We start from the raw sequence: 23,307 nt of genomic DNA, 5'->3' as shown, positions 1-23,307 counted from the left end.
TTTGAGGATCAGGCAGTCGCGAATGAGTATCACCAAGCATTAGAAGATATTCACCGTTTAGAAAAAGCGATTGAAATAAAAGATGAGACTATTGATAAGGAAGCTCAAGAAAGACGTGAAGCTGCTATAAAAAAATTGGGTAGGGAGAAAGTAGAAGAGATAGAAAACACTCTTAACAGCTTATAAATCTGTAGAGATCAAGCCCATTTCCAACTTTTAATACATTTAATCAGGATTTTTAGGTATAAACTTAAGTGAAAAGATAAAAAAGATATTAACTCACAATGCAGCGCTTTGGTTTTCTTACTCTTTTGCGTGGCGTTACTGCTTAATTCATCAAATAGTCATCTGGACGCACGGGACGTTTATCATTGAAAAAAATTTTAGCTATACATATTTCTCAGATGATTTTGGAGGTATGGGGATATTCCAGGGGATTATAGAATTTGTAAGACCTCTACTTGAAGTCTATGTTACCTTAAAATGGCTTCAAAAAAGTAGCCTCTTGAAGGAAAATGAAGTTGAGCTTACTCTAAAACTCAAGCTTTTGTTTATGGGACTTGTCACGGTTAGTTTGGTTGCTTTAAGTCTTGCTTGCTGTGGTATGGAGGCTATAGATTTACATGATCATTCAAAGTTTTGTCGATTGGTAAAAGTTTTCTTGTTAATCGGAGGTGGGTATTTAGTTGCTAAAAAGTTTGGCTCTATAAATAAAATTGCTCCATTTTTATCTATACCTTCTTTGTTTAATCATGCTGATTTAACTCTAAAAATTAAAGATATCTACCAAGCTTTTTGGCGTCTTTTATGCAGAGTATATGCTATAGCATTTTTACCGATACTGTTTATCGATTCCGTAAGGATTAGTTTGTTTAGTGAAGGAGACAATTTTTCAGGCTTTGAAGCATTAGGTTATGTGAATTTTATAATAGTTGCATCCAGTGTTTTCATGTTTTTGATCGTTTATAAAGTTATTAACGAAGCAGCACTATATAAGTTTGATCATTTAGAATTAAGGTTAGGTGCCTCAAAGTCGAAAAAGAGAGCTGTCATTTTTCTTTTAACAAGTCTTTTCTTTATCTTAGAGAAGGCCCATTTGATTCTCAAATATTTTTTTCTGACATATGATCTCATCGATATCCAATTTATTTCAGGGTATCCTGGACTAAGGCTTTCCCTTAACCATTCGATAGAAACTCTAATATCTTCTTTAGCATGCATCAGTATAACGATGGTTGTTTGGTATATCTTAGCTAGAATAAGGGCTGTCTCTGTTTATAGATATTCCCCCTCTAGAAGGCGAGAAAGTAATAGATAAGGGGTAAGAATTAAAAAGCACGTCAAGTGTTTATGGAGTCGATCACAGAAGAATTAAAAAAATGGTGAAAGGCTACAGTTTCTATTCCCAACATCGGTTCTGAGCGTCCATGCTCTTGCGGGCAATCAGAGGATCCTGACCCCGGTCATAAAAGGGATTGACAGTTTTAGCTTAATACTTGTAATTTTGTTCAGTACAACCCAGATCTTACCAAATAAAACTTAAAAATATCTTTTACGTATAATAATTAATTCCTTTGTTAAAAAAGTAAATGTTCATGAAAAATATTCTTTACAGCCTCCTTGTACTTTGTTTCTTACAGAAAAGTATGAATGGGGAGCTCGTCAGTCAAGAAAATATAATCCTCCAAGTGATAGATACGGCTTTTAGGAATGATGATGACATTTATCGCAGGAGGTCATTTACCATCGAGCCAACAAAGGTTTATGCTTGCCCATTTGATCTGACTCATTATAAGGGAAAACGCTTTGATCTTCTCTCACGGGTTTTTCTGAGAAATTCTCAGGAGGAGGAGAATTTAAGCAATGAAGCATGTCAACACTACATTTCTTCCTACAATATAATATGCTCCCTAGAAACTTCCTCAGAGCAAGCTCGGGAAATAAGTGAGAGAGAAGAACAGGTTGCTTTTTATCGCAAAAATAAAATAATGAAAGAGGAAGAAATAAACGAGTGGATACAGTGGTTTATTGAAAGAAAAGAATGGGGAGTAATTGTTGATGAAGAATCTAGGAAAAGAGCAAGGGATTTTATAGCACAGATCAGTGATCACTGTAAAAAAAACTTTATTCTCAGGCACTCCTTATCCCTCGGGGATACTGGGCTATCAGGCACTGTCGTCCTCTATCCTGGCCATAACCCTAAAATTCTTGAAGATCTCCAGGAATCATGCCTTATTACGGCACCTATCTGGGCTATTGGTTCTATAAATTATGAAATTAATTTTTCCAAAGAAATATTGCATGTCAATTTAGTTTCTGTTGAAAGCGTGTGGTGTAGTCGCGGCCATGGGTATGCCCTGGCTCGATATTTAACTGATTTTGCTAAAGAACACTTTCAGCATATTGCCAAGTATATGACAGTCGATTGCCGTAATGCTTACTCGCAGCGTATTTTTGAAAAAGCTGGTTTTAAGGACAATGTACTTGCTGAAACGGAACTCTTTTATGGTGCCACTCACTATCGGGAAGTTAGTTATAAAGAATGGGAACGCGAGCAGACAGTAATGAGAGCATGGAATACCTCCTATGCTCAAAGATATCTTGAATGGCTTACCCAAGCTTATCCTGAGATTTTTCCAAATCAATATCATAAAGTCGGATACCACTATTATTAACCCCGCGTGCTGACAATTCTGATTTGTTGGTGGGTGGAGATAAGCTTAATTGGATTTGAAGATATACATTAAGCTGAGTTTCCTTCAAGAGGTCTAAATTGGAAAAATGCTGTTAGGAGGAAAATCTTATCCATAAATATTTATCCCGTAAAGTCATCCTATTTTTAGAGCTTGCAGGTAACCTGTTAATTGAAAGAATAAAAATGGTTCTATTTAAACAATAAGCTGTTCCTCAATAAAATTATAAAATATAAAAGAGCGCACCGCATTTCTATGGCCATAAACGGTTCAGCCGTGAATAAATAAAAAGCCCTGGGTGGAGGATAGGGGATTTAGGAGAAAACAATTTCCATATTTTATTCCAGTTCCCTCAAAACAGTAACTAACTCCTGCGATACGGTTGTCAGATCATAGCGACGAACGGTTGCAAATCCTTGATTGACTATTCGGTGAAGCTCGGCTTCCGTAAAGCGAAGCATTTTCTCAATGGCATCGGCTAAATCTGTTGGATCTGTATGGTTACATAAAATAGCGTTCTCACCATCAACCAAAAATTCAACAGGGCCAGAGGTGCGGGTAGCGACCATCGGCGAGCCATAAGCCAGGGTATCGAGAGCGATGATACCAAAGGGTTCTTCACGGGAAGGAAGGCAGAATAAATCCAACTGCTGATAAAAGGATCGTTTATCATGCACCCAGCCAATAAAGTCTAAGATCCCCTCTAACTTTAACTCTGTGGCTAAGGCTTTAAGGTTTTGCTCTTCATCTCCGCCACCGCCTAAGATGGCTTTGATATGGATGCCCCGATCAACCAAAATTTTGATGGCCCGGATATAGTCTTCAAATCCCTTTTTCTTGACAAACCGCCCCATCGTTCCAATGACAATAGGTTCAGAGCGAGGTTTTAAGGCAATCGGTTGATAGCCATTTAAATCAATCATATTGGGGATATGAAAGGCGTGCTCTTTGGGACAGCCAGCTGTCAATAAATGATTGTCCAAAATGTATTTCGAAACACTAATAATCGCATCAGCCTTTAAAAGATACTTAATGCTGAAATTATGACAAAAACCGACAATCTTAGCATCTAAAAGACCAAAAAGTGATTTGACTCGTAACGTCATTTTTAAAGGACGATTGCCATGACACAAAATCAAATCAGGCTTAAAATTTTTAATGAGTTTATGGAGCTGATAAATTGCTATGGGATCCCAATCCGCAAACTGATGGATTTTCACAGCTGGTATCGTCAACTGATCACCAACGGTTGATCTTTGGTCAATAACGCAGAGTTGTTCAAAATCTGAGAAATTTTGAATGGCATGAGCCGAATTCACAAAGGCTTGCTCAATTCCCCCACGGCCTCGACTGAGCATCAAGTTCATAATTTTCATTGTATACTCTTATATAACATTGGCGAGTAAACTCGCATTGCCGCCAGCTGCGGTTGTATCTTGCGTGTAGGTTCGCTCATGAACAAACCGCATAAGATAGTTGGGGCCGCCTGCCTTGGGACCAGTGCCGGAGAGGCCTTCGCCGCCAAACGGTTGGACTGCGACCACGGCTCCAATGATGCTTCGGTTAACATAAAAATTTCCGACATGCGCATGACGACGCACATAATCGATTGTGGTATCAAGGCGGCTATGCAGGCCTAACGTTAGGCCAAAGCCCTTGGCATTAATGTCGCTAATTATAGCTGGGAGTTCTGGCCCTTTAAACGTTACCACATGGAGAATGGGGCCAAAAACCTCTTTCGTCAGTAAACTTGACTCTTTTAACAGCCAGGCCTGGGGAGCCACAAAAGATCCATCTAAAGAGGGTAATTTTGCTTCCGCTAAAAGGGTTGCCTTATCTTCAAGCCATTTGACATGATCGAGCAATTCTGACTTTGCCTTTTCATCGATGACGCTGCCAATATCGGTTGAGATAAAACGACTATGGCCGAGTTGAAGTTCAGCCATAGCGCCTTTTAACATCTCTATAGTTTTTTCGGCAACATCTTCTTGAACATAAAGCAGACGGAGAGCTGAACAGCGTTGTCCCGCGCTCTGGAACGCAGAAATAATGATGTCATTGACAACTTGTTCGGTCAAAGCCGATGAATCCACAATCATTGCATTAATGCCACCGGTTTCTGCAATAAGAGGAGCAATAGCGCAGCGTCGGGCTGCTAAGTTCTGATTAATAGCCCAAGCCACATCGGTTGATCCCGTGAAGGCAACGCCGGCGATCCGGGAATCTGTCAAGGTTTGATGCCCTAAAATCTGACCGGATGCAGGAATATACTGTAAAACGTCATGGGGGATGCCTGCTTCATACGCCAGCTCTACAGCGCGATGTGCAACGCTTGGTGTTTGTTTTGCCGGTTTGGCCAAAACAGTGTTGCCTGTCACGAGAGCTGCTGTGACTTGGCCTAGGAAAATTGCCAAAGGGAAATTCCACGGGCTAATGCACGCAATAACGCCACGACTGTGTAGGCTGAGTTCATTGCGCTCCCCCGTTGGACCAGGCAGAGAGGTAGGGTCACTCATGAGTGAGCGGGCTTGCTGAGCATAATAATAGCAGAAATCAATAGCTTCACGAATTTCAGCAATTGCATCGGCAAAGGTTTTTCCCCCTTCATAAACGAGAAGAGCAATAAATTCATCATAAGCCTCAGCAATTTTATCTCCCAAAGTTTCGATAATTTCTGCCCGTTTTTGAACCGGTACGAAGGACCACGTAGCGAAAGCGGAGGTCGCTTTATCCAGCGTTTGCTTTAAGTCAGCTTCAGACAGCTGAGGCGTATGAGAGACAACCTGATTTGGGTTGGCTGGATCGTGCAGTGTCAGAGTATTTTCTGCCGTCGCCTCAATATTATTTAGATTATTTGTTAAGGGGAAGTTTGTTGCAAAATCAGCAACAACCTTCTCTAAACGGCGGAGTTCTGCTTCATCTCCCAAATCCAGACCAAAGGAATTACGGCGGGTGGGCTGAAGGAGATGGGTGGGTAAGGGGATGACTGGATTGTGGTGCTGGTCGCTGCTGTGAGCTTGCTCAATTGGATCCATTAATAAATCCTCCATATTGGTTGCAGAGTCATGAATTTTATTCACAAAGGAACTGTTGGCCCCATTTTCTAAAAGACGGCGAACCAGATAAGCCAGTAAATCTTTATGATCCCCGACGGGGGCATAAATACGGCAAGGTATGCCTCGGGCGACGATTTGTTCATGTAATTTTTCACCCATCCCATGCAGGCGTTGAAACTCAAAGGATGCTTGGTGATGGTCTGCATACGCCATAATGGTGGCTGCTGTATAGGCATTATGAGTCGCAAATTGCGAATAAATCCCCTTTTTATCGCTCATCATCTTATCCGCACATACCATATAACTGAGGTCTGTATTAAGCTTGCGAGTAAAAACAGGATAATCCCTGAGGCCGCGCTCTTGGGTGCGTTTAATCTCCATATCCCAATAGGCACCCTTGACCAAGCGAACGCAGAAACGCCGATGATGATCTTTAGCAGTCTCGGACAGAAAATCAATGACGCGCGTCGCCCTTTTTTGATAAGCCTGAACTGCCAACCCAAGTCCGTCCCAGTCTTTCAAGGAGGGTTCTGCAGATAGTTTGGTTAGAAGTTCTAAGGATAATTGCAGGCGGTCGGATTCTTCGGCATCAATCGTTAAGGCAATGCCAGATGATTTTGCCTCTTCACATAAGTGAAGTACTTTAGGATACAGCTCCTTAAAAACTCGATCGCGCTGAGCCAATTCATAGCGGGGGTGGATAGCCGTGAGTTTGACAGAAATACTGGGTTGACCATAAATATCCTGATCATTTTTGTAGTGTGCAATTGTTTTCAAAGCCTGAGCATAGGATTGGAAGTAACGCTCGGCATCTCCTGCTGTTTTGGCTCCTTCACCGAGCATGTCATAGGAATGGCGATAGCCACGCCGTTCAGCCGCTTGTGCCTTTTTAATGGCAGCCTCAATGGTCTCCCCTAAGACGAATTGCTGTCCTAAAATCTTCATCGCCTGACCAACAGCTGTCCGAATAACGGGCTCAGAAAATTTGCGCGTCAGTGCTCCAAGAGCACTCTTAAACCCATCCTGACTTAATCCCCAATTAAGGAAGGAATCGGTGGTTGCAAGGCCCATGGTTACTAAGTTAACGACGGTGGAATCAGTCCGGCCAATATTGCGCGCCCATTCCACGGATCCCACTTTATCTCTGATCAAGGCTGTCTGGGTAACACGGTCAGGGATACGAAGATAGGCCTCAGCTAAGCACATTAAGGCCAGTCCTTCTTGGCTGCCCAGGTCATAGGTTTGCAAGAAATTCTCAATACTCATAGCCTTGAGTTTCTGCGATCGTACTCCCTGAATAAGAGATTCAGCAACAGAGCTGATTATTTCTGTTTGCTGGGGAAGACTGTCCAAATGAGCTAGGAGGGTAGTGACGGCTTCATTCTCATTGATGCGATAATACGGATTTAGACGTGTTGACAAGTCTGCTGTCATCAAAATTCCCCTCTTAAACGACCCTTTTCCGGTGAACAAAATGGTTCACTGTAATGTATGACCACCATACCATGATGCTGAAATGGGGAAAAGGGGACTTATAGGACGCCCCCTTAAAAGCTTACTGAGTGGAGAGCAGGCATTCCATAATTTGAATTGCATTCAGGGCGGCTCCTTTGCGTACATTATCGCTGACAACCCACAGGTTCAGTCCGTGGTCAACGCTTGCATCGCGACGAATACGGCTGACAAACACATCATCATCGCCGGCTCCATCTAAGGGCGTGGCATAGCTTAGATTGTCAGGGTCATCCATGACTGTAATACCTTTAAATTTACGTAAAGCTTGGCGAGCTTGGGCCGGGGAAATCGCCGAGTCAAACTCAATATTAGCAGAGACACTATGGCCGATATAAACAGGGACGCGGACGCAGGTGGCTGTGAGTTGAATGCTTGGATCTAAAATTTTGTGGGTTTCCACCATCATTTTCCATTCTTCCTTGGTGGATCCATCATCCATGAAAACATCAATTTGCGGAATCACATTAAAAGCAATCGGTTTGCTAAAACAAGCCGGCGCAACAGTCGTATTTGTAAATAATCCTTTTGTTTGGTAAGTCAACTCCTCCATGGCTTCTTGACCAGCGCCGGATACAGATTGATAAGTGCTCACCACCACCCGCTTAATTTTTGCAATATCATGCAAGGGTTTAAGAACCATCAGAAGTTGGATGGTAGAGCAATTAGGATTGGCAATAATATTACGTTTTTTGTGAAGCTCGAGCGCCTTAGCATTAATTTCAGGGATGATGAGGGGGATATCCTGATCCATACGGAAATGGGAAGTATTATCAATAACAATACAGCCTTGGGCAGCTGCCTTAGGCGCATATTCAGCGGAAACTTCACCGCCCGGTGAAAATAAACCAATATCATACCCCGAAAAGTCAAAGTTTGGGAGAGGCTGAACCGCCAAAACATCATTGTCTCCATAGGAAACAGAACGATTAGTAGAACGGTTAGAGGCGACGGCCGTAATGTTTTGAGCGGGATAGCCCCGTTCAGCTAAGATTTGTAAAATGGTGCGACCGACATTGCCTGTTGCTCCGACCACAGCGATTTTGACGGATGATTTTTTTGTCATGATTTTTATATTTCCTGAGGTTTGATTCTCCATTTATACCTGAGCATTTATGACTTCTCAAGAGCTGTATAAGGAATCTGGCTGTTATATGCGAGGATATTCTCTGGTAACGATTCTGCGGCATCATCAAGTTATTAAGTAATGCTGGGGAAAGAGTATTTAATGCCCCCCATTTAGATAGAGGGAGAGGATGGTGTCGTGACAAGGGGTTGACAATTGCAAGGGCTTTTTGGAGGTCTGGCCTACAGTCTTTTGCTGGAAATTTCTATCTTTTGATTTTCAAGAGATTCATGAATGCTCCCCTGTTAGGAAGAAGTCTTTGAGCTGAGGAAGGGGTTTTGAATCTACGCCTCTGCCTTTGCTTTTCATGCTCATCTCATCAACATGCCGTTTATTTTTGAAACAACGTCCTTTTGTCTTCCTTATCGCTTGCGTATAAAGAGGGCTTAAGGATTTTTCCCACAAGCGAATGGCTTCATAGGCCACCTGAACCCTTTCTAATAAGATTTCCCAGGCATTATAAAGTGTAAGCTTTAACGAGAATAAAAATTTGACGATGCGGCTATGGCAATAATAATGAAAGGCCTAATATGGATTTGAAAGGAGTAACCCTCAATTAAAAGCTACCCCCTGCAGATTGTGGGTTAATTATTTTAAAATCTCTTTAATTTTGGAAGATTTACCTTTTGGACTCTATCTAATTGTCATACAAATAAACAAATAATACTTAACTAGAAAGTTTTAAATTATGAAAACAATGAGTTTATGGATAGCTATATTTCTACTTATGCCCGCCTATTCAATGGAGAGGGACAGTTTGGATAGCTCGATCGCTCCTCCTGTTGATGGGATAGAGATCCTTGAACGCAATGTGTATCAAAAAAAGCTAGCCGATGATCTTTACTTAGTTATGGAACGCCCCTCTTTAAATCCAAAAAATCTACAGGGATGGAAGAGCTTTGCAAAAGCTATACTATTTGAAATTGAGAAACGCTATGGCGAAACGGCTCTTTATAAAGAGGATTCTAGTGAGTATGGCTTCTACCGAGGTGTTTATGAAACTTTTGACATTTATAATCGGATTTTAGATTGGAGTGACAAAAAAAGTTATGATGCATCTCAAGAGCTTCAAGTATGGATCGCACAAGCACTCAATATTAATTATTTCCATTTAAAGAAAAAATTTGATCTTTCTCTTGAGAGCAATGAAAACGACTGGCATAAGGACGTGGAAATGACGATGTGTATTATTTTCTATCCTACCGATCCTTTTCAAATGCACATTGGTATCAGCCGAAATATTTTTTATGAAGGCGTAAAGCATCCTCAATTATCGCTGAAGTTACACAGCTTTGCCGCCCAGGTCACTCGTCTCAGCTATTCAGAAAAACTTTATATGATAACCAGGCCTTTATATAATATGTGGTCAATTCTTATTACTCATCTTCCAAAAAATTCTTATCAAGAGGAAGATCACCCAAATGGGTGGATCCAAGAAATAACTCACTATAATGGTCCATCTTCTTGGGTGATAAAAGACTCTGACAGAAAAATTATCTTAATGATGAATGATAGGAATAGGGCAGATTATGACTGGCTATTAAGTGAAGATTGGGATGTAGATCTTTTCTCTGTTAACCTCAAAACCTTAGCAGACTTGAAGCTGTCTTAATTAATTGAGAAAAAGGGAAGGGCAGTACGTCCCTTCGCTCGGCACAAAAATGTCATAATTTTGTGACCTTTAATGCAAAAAATAAGACTAATGGCGTCCCCTTTTCTAACCGGGTGAATTAAATAGGTGCCGACAGTCTTTGATCGAAGATAGAGGCAATGCCATCAACTTGAAGATGCCGGTTGCACAAGAAACTTAGGAAGCTTTTCGCTTTTAACAAAATCGGTCAGGTCGCGGAAAAAAAAGAGTTAATCACCCCTTATAAAGGGTATTCAGTATTTCTCTAGATAGATACAGAGGGAGAAGGATAGGTTTCCATGAAAGATGGTGTTAAATCCCTCATGGCGTAATTTAGTAAGAAAAGTTAGCTTTGGGGGATCCAATCGGGTTCCCAGGGGAAGACAAGCCATTCATGTTGAGGAACTTCAACAGCAAAGAAATCAGTGGCGTCTTTACCTTCTGGTTTTGCATACAAAACGGCGAAAGTTGCGTTTGGATAAAAGGAGCGAATCAATTTTAAAGTTTTTCCACTATCAACCAAATCATCAATGAAGAGATAGCCCTCACCACCATTGGCTAAATCTGGTTTGTGGGTAATCTTAAAGTGACCTTGTTTACCATCGTCCCCATAACTGGAAATGGAAATAGTGCGTATATCCTTAATTATTAACTGTTCTGATAAGTATAAAGTAGGTGCCAATCCGCCGCGTGTAATAGCGACCAAACCAAGATATTCATTTCCTTTGATTTTATCTGCCAAAGTTATGGATGTTTGACGAATCTGATTATCTGTTAAATAATTCTTAGGAACCGGCGTTTCGGTCATCAAAACCGATGCTTCTTGATGAGTTATCATTGTTTCTACTCCATAGACAGTTCTGGTTATTATTGCACTAGAAACGCCTAGGATAGTCAAAATATTTTTTAGCAGCTTCATGTTCTTCACCTCTTCAAATTGATAATATAATCCTGTCGCTAGCTCTGCCATAAGCCCGAGCTTGCCCAGCGATTCAAGATCGTATTTTTTGGATTTAAAAATAGAAAACAGATACCCGCCTCGACAGGGGATATCTCTGTAAACCCGCGATAATGTTTTATAAACAAAGCGGATTTCGAACAGAGTGTCATGATTGCAATCTTCTTTGCAACATTTTTTTAGTATTTTTAAATAATTTTTATTTAAGGAGGGTGCTGTTTAAAAATGGTTACTACATTCGCTTTTTATAAGGATATGACTTATCCTTGCTCGTTCTTCTTAGAAGTTTCTTTAAAAAGTACCGACCTTTGGCTTGTCAATTCACTCGCAATAGTTAGCTGGAACAACTTTTATAAGCATAAAAAAGGGGGGAAAAATCCCCCTTTTCAAAAATCAACCAATGGTTGTTTTTATTTCGCTAAAGTCTTTTGAACTGTTTCAACGATGGACTTGAATGTCTCTGGGTTGGACATTGCCAAACCAGCAAGAACTTTACGATCCATATCGATGCCAGCTTTGATTAATCCGCCCATGAAGGTGGAGTAATTTAATCCGTATTCCCGCACACCAGCATTAATACGTTGAATCCACAAGGCGCGGAAAGTACGCTTTTTGGCGCGACGGTCGCGGTATGCATATTGCAAACCTTTTTCGACGCGTTGAATTGCTGGACGGAAACAAGTACCGCTACGACCGCGATAACCCTTAGCCATCTTAATGATTTTTTTGTGACGAGCGTGTGTTGTTACACCTCTTTTGACGCGTGCCATATTATGTTCTCCCTAAAATTAAACGTGGAAATAAAAGGTACGAACTTTTTTGGCAAAGCTTTCGTTCATCGTCGTCATGCCGCGAGCATTCCGAATGAATTTATTTGAACGCTTGCGCATACCGTGACGCTTACCAGCTTGGCCCATTTTGACCATGCCGGATGCAGTGAGCTTAAAACGCTTCTTAGCGCTGCTCTTCGTTTTCATCTTGGGCATTTTGTACTCTCTTAAGTTTAAAGTTAACTGTTTGTGTTTCGGCATGCCCGATATGCGGTACATTAAGTAGCCCTATCATCGCCTGGACACAATTATCCCCGATTGATATCGAGTATCTTAAATTTATACAGTATGTTGACAGGAAAGGAAAGGAGAATTTATCCTTTTTGGGGGGCGACATATACTGTTTTCTTAACAAAACAATGCTAGTTTACTACCTTTAAAATAAATAATAAGGATTATGAATGAAGATATTAAAATACATAATGAGTGTTTTGAGCGTTACAGCGCTTCTCCGTGTGAGCTATGCTCAAGAGTATGAATTGCGAGCGCATCATTATTTAGATCAAGTTGAAGAAAATTTTAACCGGGCTTCTACGGCAAAGCAAAAATTAGATATTGCTTTACAACCTGTCAATTATGATTTCATCTATAGTCAGACCTCTTCTATGCAGCCGCAAATGAGGAGTGATAAGGCAAATCCTCTATCTTTCGCAATCTGTTTGGGGGATGTAGATTTAGTCCATAAATTTTTGTCAGTTATCCCAGACGTTAATGATCTAGAATTAGCTGCGTGGGGATATCGGCAGCCGTATATGCCAACCCACATGGCGTTGGATCCTACATTTCCACGGATAAAGGGTGTGCCGCTTGCTCATCGATTAGCAATAATTGATGCAATTGGTATTAAAGGAGCTGATTTTAAACTTGTTGATTACGAGGCATCACACTATACCAATCCGCCCTTAGCTGCTGGTGACCCCTCTGGTCGTCCTTTAGCAGAGAGAAAGAAGCTGATGGCGCGGGGTATGCTCTATGGTGCCGATCCCCTACAAAAGGGGTCATCCTTTAGTGGCGTTAATTTAGAGAATGAGCCTGTGATTTCTGGACTTATTTTACAATATTTTGTTGAGAGGGTAAAAGAAGGAGCTGAGGTTCGCTTAGTGCCTGAAGTTACTAAGGCATTGGAAAATTTATTAAGGGAAAAAGGGATGTCATGCAGTGTTCTCAAATATCCCACCCTCCGACGTCATTTACAAGAGAGTGTGGCTAAATTGAAACTGCAAAAAACAAAGAAAGCCCACCAGAAGGCTCGTCATCTTCAAAGTATTCTGCAGGAATCAGAAGAAGAATTGAGACGTTTTGAGCGGCACCTGAAAAAATAATAAGTCTACATAGACATAAAAGAGCCCCCTCAGATTTTTTGGAGGGGGCTCTTTTTCTAATATTTATTGTCCTCTTTAATTCTAAGAGGGCTAGAATTAAATCCATTTGAGATGGATTTTCCTTAATTTTCCTCAACACTCATGTTATTTTATCCAAAATTATTTAACTGGAAAATCGATGGTTGATCGATTAAGAGTTCTTCTGGAACAAGAATTTAGCCGACTCTTCCTATGGTTTCCAGCAGGCATGGGACTAGGCGTGGTAAGTTATTTATGCCTGCCAACGGAACCGGCTCTTTGGATATCCTTCTCGTGTTTTGCCCTTAGTGGGATTCTTTTATTTTTAAGCCGTCAAACACGATTCTTAAAATTTTTGCTGGCGGCTTGTTTTAGTGTTAGTTTGGGCTTTACCGCAATCCATTATAAAACTTGGCGTTTAGTCTCAATTGATCGCGTGCTGCCCTTACAACAAAAAGAAAAAGGCCAATTTATTGGACACGTCCAAGATATTGAATTTATGAAAAATCGCCAACGCTTTATCATCAAGCTTAAGGATGGACGGCGGGTGAGGCTATCAGCAAAAGAAACTCAGGAGATTTCAATTGGCGACCAAATTCGCTTTTGGTCCACCTTATTGCCTTTTTCTAATCCAGTCTTAGAAGATGGTTATGACTATGGTCGAGCTGCTTTTTATAAAAAGCTTTCCGCCACAGGGCGTATGACCCAAGTGGTGGCCCTGCAAGAATCTCCGGCCACGCAGTCGACGGTACAAGCTCTGCGAGCAAAGGTGACGCAGGCTCTCTTTGCTGCTATGCCCGGCGAGTCGGGGGCCATTGCAGCAGCCTTGGTAACAGGCGAGAGAGGGCGGATTTCAGAGGCAACGCGCCAAGCTTATGCAGATGCAGGGATTGCCCATGTTCTCGCCATTTCAGGTTTACACCTAAGTATGATTGCAGGGCTTATTTTCATGATTGTTCGGCGAGGACTCTGCTTGAGCATGACCTTGGCTGAGCGTTATAACCTTAAGAAAATCGCAAGCTTTTTAACGATTCCCTTTTTAATTGCCTATTTAATGATTTCAGGGATGGGTGTGCCAGCAATACGCTCTTTCATCATGGTTGGTATTGTTTTGGTCGGGACTATTGTGGACCGGCAAGCGCTATCGATGCGGACTTTGGCCTTGGCTGCAATTGCGATTCTCTTAATCCAACCGGAAAATCTGATGTCCGCGAGTTTTGCTTTATCTTTTGCTGCAGTGATGGCTTTAATTGCGGCTTATGAGAATGGGTGGGCACCTTTGCAAAGCTGGTCCAACGAAGGTGGTTCGTGGCGTCGTATTATTGTTTATTGTGTTGGTATTGTGGCCTCAACGATTATTGCTACGGTGGCGACTCTTCCTATCACGCTTTACATTTTTAATCGGATATCGCTGCAGGCAATTATTGGCAATTTGGTGGCTATTCCCTTAATGGGGTTTCTGATTATGCCCTTGTTGTTGATGGGCGTGCTGCTTTTACCCTTGGGGCAGTTTGAGAAGGTGTTTAATATATTGGATCAGGCGATTGCCCTGATGACGAACGTTGCCCATTGGACAGCAACGTTGCCTGGCGCCGCTATTCAAGTAGGGAAACCATCTGAAGCTTTTATTTGGCTGATGGCCATAGGGGGACTGTGGTTGTGCCTCTGGCGAACCAAAATCCGCTTTTTGGGTGTGTTTCCTTGTTTCATTGCGCTCAGTTTATTGTGGCTTAAGCCAGATCCATTTATTTGGATGTCGCCTGAAGCTCAAATCTATTGGTATGATGGGCAGACTCTTTCAACGTTTGCAAAGGCACGTCCAAATAATTTTGCTAAAGAACTCATATTGCGACAACTTGGGTTAAAAGAGATTCATGCTGTTGCAACGGATACAGCTCAGGTAACTATTTTAGGAAATTCAGTTGTCTTGCTGAATGAGAAATTTTCATATAAGACTCATAGTTCTTTGTGTCAGAAGGCAAAAATTATTATATCTTGCCGCTATGAAAGAATGGTGCCGTTCTTAAGGGAGAAGGCTGAAATTGTTATCGATAAATCCGATTTACAACACCGTCGCGGTATCCTTATTCGTTTTGATCACGGTCAACCTTATGTGGGCAGAATTGCTCAAAATCGCCCTTGGCGGATAGTGCCGTAAAAGGGTAGGGTATATGGTTAGAAAATTACATGACTTCTTCTTGTCCGCAAGTTTTGGTAGTCTGACTTATAGCGAGGGGGAAGGAAGCTGATATCAATCATCTGATGCCAGTGATCTAACCTCGCTTCAATTTCCTTTAAGATAGCTATCATAATAGATAATGGCAATTGAAGACGTTCTTTGCCAAAAAAGTCAATAAAAACAAGAAAAATGATTTCTTTGAAAATCATTAAGTAGGTTTTTATTTATTGAAAAATTTTTTAGGAGATAAGAGATATAAATGATTTTGATAGAAATCAAAAATTAATACTTAAACGACTAATATAAAGTTTTAATATTTTTTTATACAATGATTGTGTAACGAAGAATGCTAATCACTTTTTGAAAGAGGGTACCTATGTTTAAGTATGCTTCAATTGGCCTTTTATTAGCCACTGTATTGGTTAAGGCTCAGGATGATAAAAATGAGATAGGGAAGTTAGCCTCTAATATGGCCTCTATGGAGATTGCGCCGCAGCAAGAGCGGGGGAATGAGGTGGCTCTCATCAATCAACTTTTGCCACTCATAAAAGAAAAGGAGGCTAAAGAAGATCCGATAGCTTGTTTCCAACTCGCTTCTATCTATTATGAGCGAGCACCGCAGGCATATGCGGAAGAAATTGTTCGGCTCTATATAATTGCGGCAGAGGCAAAGCATATTGATTCTTGTTATATTTTAGGAATGGCGTTTTATAGTGAACAGTTAGGATTAAAAAAAACAGATGCCCGTTTAGTAAAGTATTTGACTGTCGCGGCTAACGCAGGGCATAGTGCGGCACCTTCTTATCTTGGGCTAACTTATTTGCATGGAGTTGGCGTCGAGAAAGACGTTAAGGCAGCAATTGAATGGTTAGATAAGGCTGTTGAACATAACCATGTGGTTGGATTATGCACCTATGGGGTATTATTGCGAGCAGGTGAGGGAATTGAGCCTGACTATCCACGGGCTAAGGAATATTTTGAGAGAGCGGTTGCGAAAAAGTATGCTTATGCGCTGACACAGCTAGGTGTCATGCATCAATTCGGTGAAGGATGTGAAAAGAATATTCATGAAGCCGTTCATTTATACTACCAAGCAATTGCGACAGGAGGTCACCAGGATAAACAAGACCAAGCTTTCTTAAATTTAGGAATGCTGTATCTTGAAGGGACTGAAATTGAACAAAATATTGATAAGGCAGAACGTTATTTAATTACCTCTGCTGATTGGGGAAATAGAGACGCCCAGCGTATCATCGGCATGTGTTTAGTAGAGGGTCAAATCCTTAAAAAAAGGACGTATACTGGTCTAACTTATTTGGCGAGGGCTGCTGCTCAAGGAGATGAGGTAGCAAGCTCTTTGCTGGGTGTTGAGAAAAACTCTTTAACACTCTTAGCTCGTTCTGGCAATAAAGAGGCTCAGCGTGTGTTGGGAATATGTTTAATGGATGACACGATCTTTGAAAAAGATAAGGAGTTTGGTTTAGGGTATATACGCATGGTTGCTGAGCAAGACGATGAATTGGCTAAGTTAATGCTAGAGGAAATTCAAAATTTATCATAGTCAGATTAAATAAAAGTCCCGCTGAAAGCGAGGTTAATTAAAAACTGTAAAACCTTTTGAGCGAAGAAGTATGCAATCTCGATGGCTGTAAAAGGCGCCTTCCTTATGAATTGCATAGAAACCTCCTGCTTGAGCTTTCGTCAATTCAATACGTTTTTGAGAAATGATGCGTGGACCTGCTTCTTTAATTTTCACTTGTGGACATCATGGTTCTTAATTGCTTTGGTGCTTAATTTTTTTTCTATAAAAGGCAAAATTGTGATTATATTTATATGTTGTGCGTAAAAGAAATAAAATGATTTCTTTAAAAATCTTTCAAACGGTCTTATGGAATTAAGATCTGTTGCAGAAGAAATAAACAGATAAATCCTGTCTGCAAAAAATACAATATAAAATTTATTTATTTTTTAATACACTAATTTTAGCCCAAAAATGCTAATTATTCTGTGAAAGAGGAGACATATGCTTAAATATATTCCAATCGGGTTTTTATTAGCGACCGCATCTGCGGATGCTCAGGATGACAAAAATAAGAGGGAGGGGGTATCCTCTATAGAAATTTCGCCGCAGCAAGAGATGCTGAGGGAGGAGACTCTCATCAATCAATTTTTGCCGCTCATAAAGGAAAAGGCTGCTAAAAAAGAGCCGTTAGCGTGTTTCCAACTCGCCTCTTTCTATCATGCACAAGCACCGGACGATCACACGCAAGAAATTGTCCAGCTCTATACAATTGCTGCCGAAGCTAAACATATGGATTCTTGTTATATTTTAGGAATGGCGTTCTATCATGAAGATTGGGGGTTAAAAAGAACAGACGTCCGTTTGGTAAAATATTTAACTGAGGCGGCTGCACGGGGAAATGGTGAGGCAGTATCTTATCTTGCCCTAGCTTATTGGCATGGGTTTGGTGGGGAGAAAGACATTAATGCAGCGATTAAATGGTTAGATAAGGCTGTTGAACTTGATCATGCGATGGGTTTATGCGTCTATGGCACGTTATTGCGATCGAAAAAGGATATTGAAGCTGACTATCCGCGCGCTAAGCAATATTTTGAGAGAGCGGTTGCAAAGGAATGTGCTTATGCGATGACACAATTGGGTATCATGCATCAATTTGGTGAAGGATGTGAAAAGAATGTTACTGAAGCCATTCGATTATATCGCCAAGCTATTACGACAGAAGCTGATCAAGATCAAGCCATGTTGAATTTAGGGATGCTATATTTTGAAGGAACGGAAGTTGCACAAGATATTGAGGCGGCTCAATATTATTTAGGATTATCCGCTGATTTAGGAGATAGAGATGCTCAGCGTGTGATGGGGACAGCCTTGGTGAAAGGCGAAAGCCTTGAAAAAAGGACGTATGCTGGTCTAACTTATTTGGCGAAGGCTGCTGCTCAAGGAGATGAGAGAGCAAGATCATTGCTAGATGTTGAGAGCGACTCTTTAACAGTCTCAGCTGATTCCGGTGATAAAGAGGCTCAACGCGTGTTGGGGATATGTTTGATGGATGGTACGATTTTTGAAGAAAATACGTTGCTTGGTCTCAGATATGTGTGGAGGGCTGCAGAACAGGGAGATGAATTAGCTAACCAACTGCTAGAGGAAATTGAAAAAATATCTTGTCTTTATTAAAGAAAAACCCCGCTGCAGCGGGGTTAATTAAGACTTGTAAAGTCCTTATATCAGCCTTAGCCAACTAAGTCCACTTGGGCAAAGAAGTATGCAATTTCGATGGCTGCATTTTCTAAAGAGTCAGATCCATGAACAGAGTTTGCTTCAATAGATTCTGCAAATTCCTTACGAATTGTACCGGCATCTGCATTTTCTGGATTCGTCGCACCCATAACTTCACGGTATTTAGCAACAGCATTCTCACTCTCAAGGGCTTGGACAACGACAGGGCCAGAAATCATGAAAGAAACCAAGTCATTAAAAAAGGCGCGTTCTTTATGAACTCCGTAGAAACCTTCGGCTTGAGCTTTTGTCAATTGAATGCGCTTTTGAGCGATAATGCGTAGACCTGCTTCTTCGATTTTCGCATTGATTTTGCCCGTTAGATTGCGACGCGTCGCATCCGGTTTAATGATTGAAAATGTTCTTTCGATTGCCATTATATTCTCTCCGATAAATTAAATTGCCTTTAGGATAAGGGAAGCATTCGTGCCACCAAATCCAAAAGAATTAGATACAGTAACTTTAATAGGTCGTTGCTTTGCATGCTTTGCGACTAAGTCCAAATCACAACCTTCAGACGGCGCCTCTAGATTGAGGGTTGGTGGGGCTACTTGGTCTTTGATGGCCAAAGCACAGAAGATCGTTTCGACACTGCCAGCGGCACCCAAGAGGTGTCCTATGGCAGATTTTGTCGAGGACATGGATAGCTTATAAGCATGCTCACCAAAGGCACGTTTCACAGCTTTGACTTCGATTGCATCGCCAACAGGCGTTGATGTTCCGTGGGCATTGATATAATCAACTTCTTCTGGATTAATTTTTGCATTATGCAAGGCTGCCTTCATGGCGCGGTAGGCTCCGTTTCCATCTTCAGCCGGGGCTGTGATGTGATGGGCATCCCCGGACATACCATAGCCGATAATTTCTGCATAAATCTTAGCGCCCCGCTTTTTGGCGTGTTCATATTCTTCGACGACTACGATACCGGCACCTTCTCCCATGACAAAACCATCGCGGTCTTGATCCCATGGACGAGATGCTTGTTCTGGAGTGTCATTAAAATTAGTGGACAAAGCCCGAGCTGCTGCGAACCCAGCCATACCAAGGCGGCATACGGCGGCTTCGCTGCCACCGGCAACCATAACGTCAGCATCACCAAACATAATCATTCGGGAGGCATCGCCAATGGCATGGGCACCGGTTGCGCAAGCTGTAACAACGGAATGATTGGGGCCCATAAATCCGTGACGGATAGAAACGTGACCTGACGTCAAATTAATTAAGGATGCTGGGATGAAAAATGGTGATACGCGACGCGGTCCTGAAGCATCCAATATTGCGCCCGTTTTATGAATTTCTTGCAACCCACCAATACCGGCACCAATGATGACACCTGTCCGCCAGCGTTCTTCGTCTGTTTGAGGGGCCCATCCGGAATCTTCGATGGCTTGTTGAGCAGCGGCAACACCATAAAGGATAAAGTCATCAACTTTGCGTTGATCTTTTGGTTCCATATATAAGTTAGGGTTGAAAAGCCCTTTGCCATACTCGGTTGCCTCTCCGCGAGGGATTAAACCTGCAATTTTTGCTGGAATATCAGATACATCAAATGTATCAACAGCCCGAATTCCTGACTTGCTTGCTAAGATGGCATCCCATGACGGCTTTACACCATCCCCTAACGGGGTAACCAAACCAATGCCTGTAATAACGACTCGACGCATATGATTCTCTGTATTTTAGTGAGGTTAAAAAGAGAGCAGTGTTTGGACACTGCCTCACAGAACCTGGGGTGCTTAGGCTGCGTTAGCTTCGATAAACGCAATCGCATCTTTAACGGTTGCGATTTTTTCTGCAGCTGTATCCGGAATTTCAATCCCAAATTCTTCTTCGAATTTCATGACTAATTCAACTGTGTCAAGGCTGTCTGCACCAAGGTCATCAACAAAGCTTGATGTTTCTGTTACTTTGCCGGTATCAACACCTAGGTGATCCACAACGATGTCTATAACGCGGTCTTTAACATTGCTCATTATTTATTCCTCTAAAATAGGTAATTAAATTTCTCAACTACAATTATCCGCTTTTGTATCAAATTTCAAGTGGTAGCTGCAAGTTAAAAGTAACTTTTTGGAAAAAAGGGCTTTTATTTTAATCTTCTTCTATATATTTAAACAATAATGATTTTTGGTGCCCAAATCAAATTTTTTCTATTTATCCATTAATAAGAGGGACAGGTTTTTTGTCCTCCCCAATGGCAACAAAGGTAAAACGACCTTCGGTGACTTGTTGTTGGGCGTGCCCTTCTTTGCGTTCCACAATAACGTCAATTTTAACAGTGATACTGGTGCGCCCAATCTTTTCTGTAATTGCATAGCAAATTAGGCAGTCACCAATGAAAACAGGGTGATGAAAAACGATATTATCAATTGCCACTGTTACAACTCTAGCCCGCGTATGCTTTCGAACATGCAGGTAAGCCGCCAAGTCCATTTGGCTTAAAATCCACCCCCCAAACATGTCTCCATCCGGATTAATGTCGCGGGGCATAGCAACAACTTTAATAACTAGCTCTTTTTTGGCCATTGTTTTCTCTAGCTTTGTATCGTTTTGAATAATAGCATCGGCTGGCAGAACATAACAGCAAATAGTGCGTATTCATTTTATATTATACTATTGTTTGCAGGTGCAGGAATTTTTCTGACTAAAAATGCTGATCGCTCCCCCGGTGACAATTATAATAGAATTATGATATGGATAGAAATGTATCCTCAAATTCGTTATATTTGAGATTAGTCTGATTATTTATTTGTGAGAGCTAGAAGCGTCATGTCAAAGAAAAACGTTGCAGTATTGATGGGTGGGTGGTCCAATGAGCGGGAGGTTTCCCTAATGTCTGGAGTCGATGTTGCTCAGGCGTTGCGTACGAATGGCCATACCGTTCGTGAAATTGATGTGACGAGAGACATTACCAAGTTAGCGAACGATTTATTACCCCTTCCGGATGTGGCTTTTGTGGCCTTGCATGGAACAGGCGGTGAAGATGGTGTGATTCAAGGCATCTTGGAAACCATGGCCATTCCTTATACCCATTCAGGGGTTACAGCGTCAGCTGTTGGAATGGACAAAGTTCTATCGCGCAAGCTTTTTCAACATATTGGGTTGCAAACACCACCCTCTAAAGTTGTAACTGTTGCATCCTTAAAACAAGGACACCCCATGGCGGTTCCATATGTTATTAAACCCATTGCCGAAGGATCCAGTCGGGGAGTTTATATCGTCCGTGATCTATCAGGCACCCCGCCAGTTGATCCCAATTGGCCTGATTCAAAAAAAGTTTTAATTGAAGAATTTATTGATGGTCGGGAAATTCAAGTCGGTGTTATGGGCGACCGGGCCTTAGGGGCCATAGAAATTTGCCCAATTGCAGGATTTTATGACTATGAGGCGAAGTATACTGATGGTAAGGCGGTCCATAAAATGCCAGCTCCGATTTCTGAATCAGCCTATCAACGAGCGCTAGACATTGGTCTACAGGCGCATCAGCTTCTTGACTGCACTGGGGTTTCACGATCAGACTTGATGTATGATGAAACTAAAGATTGTTTTTACCTTTTAGAAATTAATACCCACCCAGGGATGACGCCTTTATCATTGCTGCCAGAAATTGCGGCTCATGCCGGTATTAGCTATAATGATTTAGTTGAATGGATGTTGAGGAATGCGCAATGCCACCAGTAAAGCGTGTTAAATCCCTTCGTCGGCGTCAAAATCACGGCAAATTCTTATCGCAGCATCTAGATACATTTGTCAGCCTGTGGAAGTCTCCCAAGCGTCTGCGTGGCAGTGTCGGAATTTTAAAGCGTCGTCTCATTATTGCCGGCAGTTCCGCCACTGTGACTCTCATGTGTTATCTTATTCTGGCAGGTTATCCCGGGATCTGGTTGGGTAAGCTTGGTGGTTATTTGATAGAAAAATCCACTAAGATTGGTTTTTCTTTAAATGAAGTATATGTTTACGGTCGTAATCACACTGAATCTCAGCGGTTGTTAGAGCAGGTACAGCTGCGCAAGGGTGATCCAATTCTTAAGTTCTCCCCCGAAGAAATTCGTCAAAATATTAAACAAATATCTTGGGTAAAAGATGTTTCTGTCCAGCGCCGCTTACCGGATACCATTCATATTTCTATTGAGGAACGAGTCCCTGTGGCTCTGTGGCAGCATCGTCAAAAGCATTATTTGGTCGACGCTGACGGCGTGATTATATCGGATAAGAGTATTCACCAATATTCTCACTTGTTAGTTGTAGTGGGAAGCGATGCCCCCCGGCATGCACCTCATTTATTAAAATTACTTGATCAGGTCCCTCAATTAAAACAACGTATTTCAGCCATTGTGTGGGTGGGTGAACGGCGTTGGAATTTGTTGCTGGATAAAACAATTGAAGTCAAACTACCCGAAAAAGATCCGGAAGGGGCTATCAAACGCCTGCTTAAGGTCTTAAAAAATGATAAATTGGATTTTACCCAGATTAAGTCTATTGATCTGCGCCATTTAACCCAGGTTTCTCTGCGCCTGACAACGGCAGCGGAGATTCAGCTTAAAGGGAAGGGGATAGAGGCTTAGTTCCCCCCAGGGGCGTACTTATAGAGACTCCTCTTCCCGGCCGAAGAGCCAGGAACTCCGGATAATGAGCGATTGCTCATACGATATCGAGTTTCCGGATCGCACTACGCTTGTCCGGAA

21 protein-coding genes and 1 pseudogene (1 of these 22 cut by a window edge) are annotated in these 23,307 nt (G+C 41.7%); 10 read left to right on the top strand and 12 right to left on the bottom strand.

From position 1 onward, the window contains the following. From ID47_RS07620 to ID47_RS07610, 3 genes are all read left to right on the top strand, one after another. Positions 1–186 carry the 3' portion of a hypothetical protein gene (locus tag ID47_RS07620; RefSeq protein ID WP_198022270.1) on the top strand. The gene continues 846 nt to the left of window position 1, outside the view, so the window shows 186 of its 1,032 coding nt (coding positions 847–1,032); the start codon falls outside the window, past its left edge; the stop codon is at positions 184–186. 319 nt (positions 187–505) lie between these two features. Continuing rightward, positions 506–1,318: a hypothetical protein gene (locus tag ID47_RS07615; protein WP_156956705.1), complete on the top strand. Its 813-nt coding sequence runs from the start codon at positions 506–508 to the stop codon at positions 1,316–1,318. 277 nt (positions 1,319–1,595) lie between these two features. After that, positions 1,596–2,675: an N-acetyltransferase gene (locus tag ID47_RS07610; protein WP_038465314.1), complete on the top strand. Its 1,080-nt coding sequence runs from the start codon at positions 1,596–1,598 to the stop codon at positions 2,673–2,675. Positions 2,676–3,031: 356 nt separating this feature from the next. Here ID47_RS07610 and ID47_RS07605 read toward each other — a convergent pair whose 3' ends face one another. The 3 genes from ID47_RS07605 to ID47_RS07595 form a co-directional block, all read right to left on the bottom strand. Then, positions 3,032–4,069 carry a glycosyltransferase gene (locus tag ID47_RS07605; protein WP_038465312.1) on the bottom strand — a complete coding sequence of 346 codons (1,038 nt, stop codon included), beginning with the start codon at positions 4,067–4,069 and terminating at the stop codon, positions 3,032–3,034. 9 nt (positions 4,070–4,078) lie between these two features. After that, entirely contained in the window at positions 4,079–7,183 is a 3,105-nt protein-coding gene (putA, locus tag ID47_RS07600) for a bifunctional proline dehydrogenase/L-glutamate gamma-semialdehyde dehydrogenase PutA (RefSeq protein ID WP_038465310.1), read from the bottom strand. Positions 7,184–7,304: 121 nt separating this feature from the next. Continuing rightward, complete coding sequence (locus tag ID47_RS07595) at positions 7,305–8,360, bottom strand: aspartate-semialdehyde dehydrogenase (RefSeq protein WP_232223220.1); 1,056 nt, start codon at positions 8,358–8,360, stop codon at positions 7,305–7,307. Between the two features lie 715 nt (positions 8,361–9,075). Here ID47_RS07595 and ID47_RS07585 point away from each other — a divergent pair. Further along, positions 9,076–9,999, top strand: a complete 924-nt coding sequence (locus ID47_RS07585; RefSeq protein WP_038465306.1) for a hypothetical protein — start codon at positions 9,076–9,078, stop codon at positions 9,997–9,999. 364 nt (positions 10,000–10,363) lie between these two features. Here the strand turns inward: ID47_RS07585 and ID47_RS07580 are convergent, their stop codons facing one another. The 3 genes from ID47_RS07580 to rpmI all read right to left on the bottom strand — a co-directional run bounded on the left by ID47_RS07580 (position 10,364) and on the right by rpmI (position 11,961). After that, complete coding sequence (locus ID47_RS07580) at positions 10,364–10,936, bottom strand: phosphoribosyltransferase family protein (RefSeq protein WP_198022269.1); 573 nt, start codon at positions 10,934–10,936, stop codon at positions 10,364–10,366. A 449-nt stretch (positions 10,937–11,385) separates the two neighbouring features. Further along, on the bottom strand, positions 11,386–11,745 hold the full coding sequence (gene rplT, locus ID47_RS07570) for a 50S ribosomal protein L20 (protein ID WP_038465301.1): 360 nt from the start codon (positions 11,743–11,745) through the stop codon (positions 11,386–11,388). Positions 11,746–11,763: 18 nt separating this feature from the next. Then, positions 11,764–11,961 (bottom strand): 50S ribosomal protein L35, encoded by a 198-nt coding sequence (gene rpmI / locus ID47_RS07565; protein ID WP_038465299.1) that lies wholly within the window; start codon positions 11,959–11,961, stop codon positions 11,764–11,766. Between the two features lie 245 nt (positions 11,962–12,206). Here rpmI and ID47_RS07560 point away from each other — a divergent pair, with 245 nt between their 5' ends. Continuing rightward, entirely contained in the window at positions 12,207–13,127 is a 921-nt protein-coding gene (locus tag ID47_RS07560; protein WP_156956704.1) for a hypothetical protein, read from the top strand. A 178-nt stretch (positions 13,128–13,305) separates the two neighbouring features. Further along, complete coding sequence (locus tag ID47_RS07555) at positions 13,306–15,303, top strand: ComEC/Rec2 family competence protein (protein WP_038465295.1); 1,998 nt, start codon at positions 13,306–13,308, stop codon at positions 15,301–15,303. A 17-nt stretch (positions 15,304–15,320) separates the two neighbouring features. Here the strand turns inward: ID47_RS07555 and ID47_RS07550 are convergent, their stop codons facing one another. Next, entirely contained in the window at positions 15,321–15,533 is a 213-nt protein-coding gene (locus tag ID47_RS07550; RefSeq protein ID WP_038465293.1) for a hypothetical protein, read from the bottom strand. A 167-nt stretch (positions 15,534–15,700) separates the two neighbouring features. On the opposite strand from ID47_RS07550, the gene ID47_RS07545 reads away from it, so the two are divergent. Beyond that, a complete protein-coding gene (locus ID47_RS07545; protein WP_038465291.1) occupies positions 15,701–16,885 on the top strand; it encodes a tetratricopeptide repeat protein in 1,185 nt (394 codons plus the stop codon). 87 nt (positions 16,886–16,972) lie between these two features. On the opposite strand, the pseudogene ndk (ID47_RS13940) reads toward ID47_RS07545, so the two are convergent. After that, positions 16,973–17,077 (bottom strand): annotated as a pseudogene (gene ndk / locus ID47_RS13940) (nucleoside-diphosphate kinase); the annotation flags it as partial. A gap of 270 nt (positions 17,078–17,347) precedes the next feature. Between ndk (ID47_RS13940) and ID47_RS07540 the strand changes: the two are divergent. Further along, positions 17,348–18,520 (top strand): tetratricopeptide repeat protein, encoded by a 1,173-nt coding sequence (locus ID47_RS07540; protein ID WP_038465289.1) that lies wholly within the window; start codon positions 17,348–17,350, stop codon positions 18,518–18,520. A 56-nt stretch (positions 18,521–18,576) separates the two neighbouring features. Here ID47_RS07540 and ndk (ID47_RS07535) read toward each other — a convergent pair whose 3' ends face one another. The 4 genes from ndk (ID47_RS07535) to ID47_RS07520 all read right to left on the bottom strand — a co-directional run bounded on the left by ndk (ID47_RS07535) (position 18,577) and on the right by ID47_RS07520 (position 21,148). Continuing rightward, positions 18,577–18,999, bottom strand: coding sequence for a nucleoside-diphosphate kinase (gene ndk / locus ID47_RS07535; protein WP_038465287.1), 423 nt, complete (start codon positions 18,997–18,999; stop codon positions 18,577–18,579). A gap of 18 nt (positions 19,000–19,017) precedes the next feature. Further along, positions 19,018–20,286 carry a beta-ketoacyl-ACP synthase II gene (fabF, locus tag ID47_RS07530; protein WP_038465286.1) on the bottom strand — a complete coding sequence of 423 codons (1,269 nt, stop codon included), beginning with the start codon at positions 20,284–20,286 and terminating at the stop codon, positions 19,018–19,020. Positions 20,287–20,358: 72 nt separating this feature from the next. After that, complete coding sequence (locus ID47_RS07525; protein WP_038465284.1) at positions 20,359–20,595, bottom strand: acyl carrier protein; 237 nt, start codon at positions 20,593–20,595, stop codon at positions 20,359–20,361. A gap of 181 nt (positions 20,596–20,776) precedes the next feature. Next, positions 20,777–21,148, bottom strand: coding sequence for an acyl-CoA thioesterase (locus ID47_RS07520; protein WP_051908754.1), 372 nt, complete (start codon positions 21,146–21,148; stop codon positions 20,777–20,779). Positions 21,149–21,391: 243 nt separating this feature from the next. On the opposite strand from ID47_RS07520, the gene ID47_RS07515 reads away from it, so the two are divergent. Then, complete coding sequence (locus tag ID47_RS07515) at positions 21,392–22,303, top strand: D-alanine--D-alanine ligase (RefSeq protein ID WP_038465280.1); 912 nt, start codon at positions 21,392–21,394, stop codon at positions 22,301–22,303. Next, entirely contained in the window at positions 22,291–23,187 is an 897-nt protein-coding gene (locus ID47_RS07510) for a cell division protein FtsQ/DivIB (RefSeq protein WP_051908753.1), read from the top strand. Before ID47_RS07515 ends, ID47_RS07510 begins: the two co-directional genes overlap by 13 nt. Positions 23,188–23,307 lie beyond the last annotated feature (120 nt).

This window comes from Candidatus Paracaedibacter acanthamoebae (genome assembly GCF_000742835.1).
Taxonomy (GTDB): Bacteria; Pseudomonadota; Alphaproteobacteria; order Paracaedibacterales; family Paracaedibacteraceae; genus Paracaedibacter; species Paracaedibacter acanthamoebae.
The sequence above is the reverse complement of the archived record's forward strand: the minus strand, read 5'-3'. Positions and strand labels throughout refer to the sequence as shown.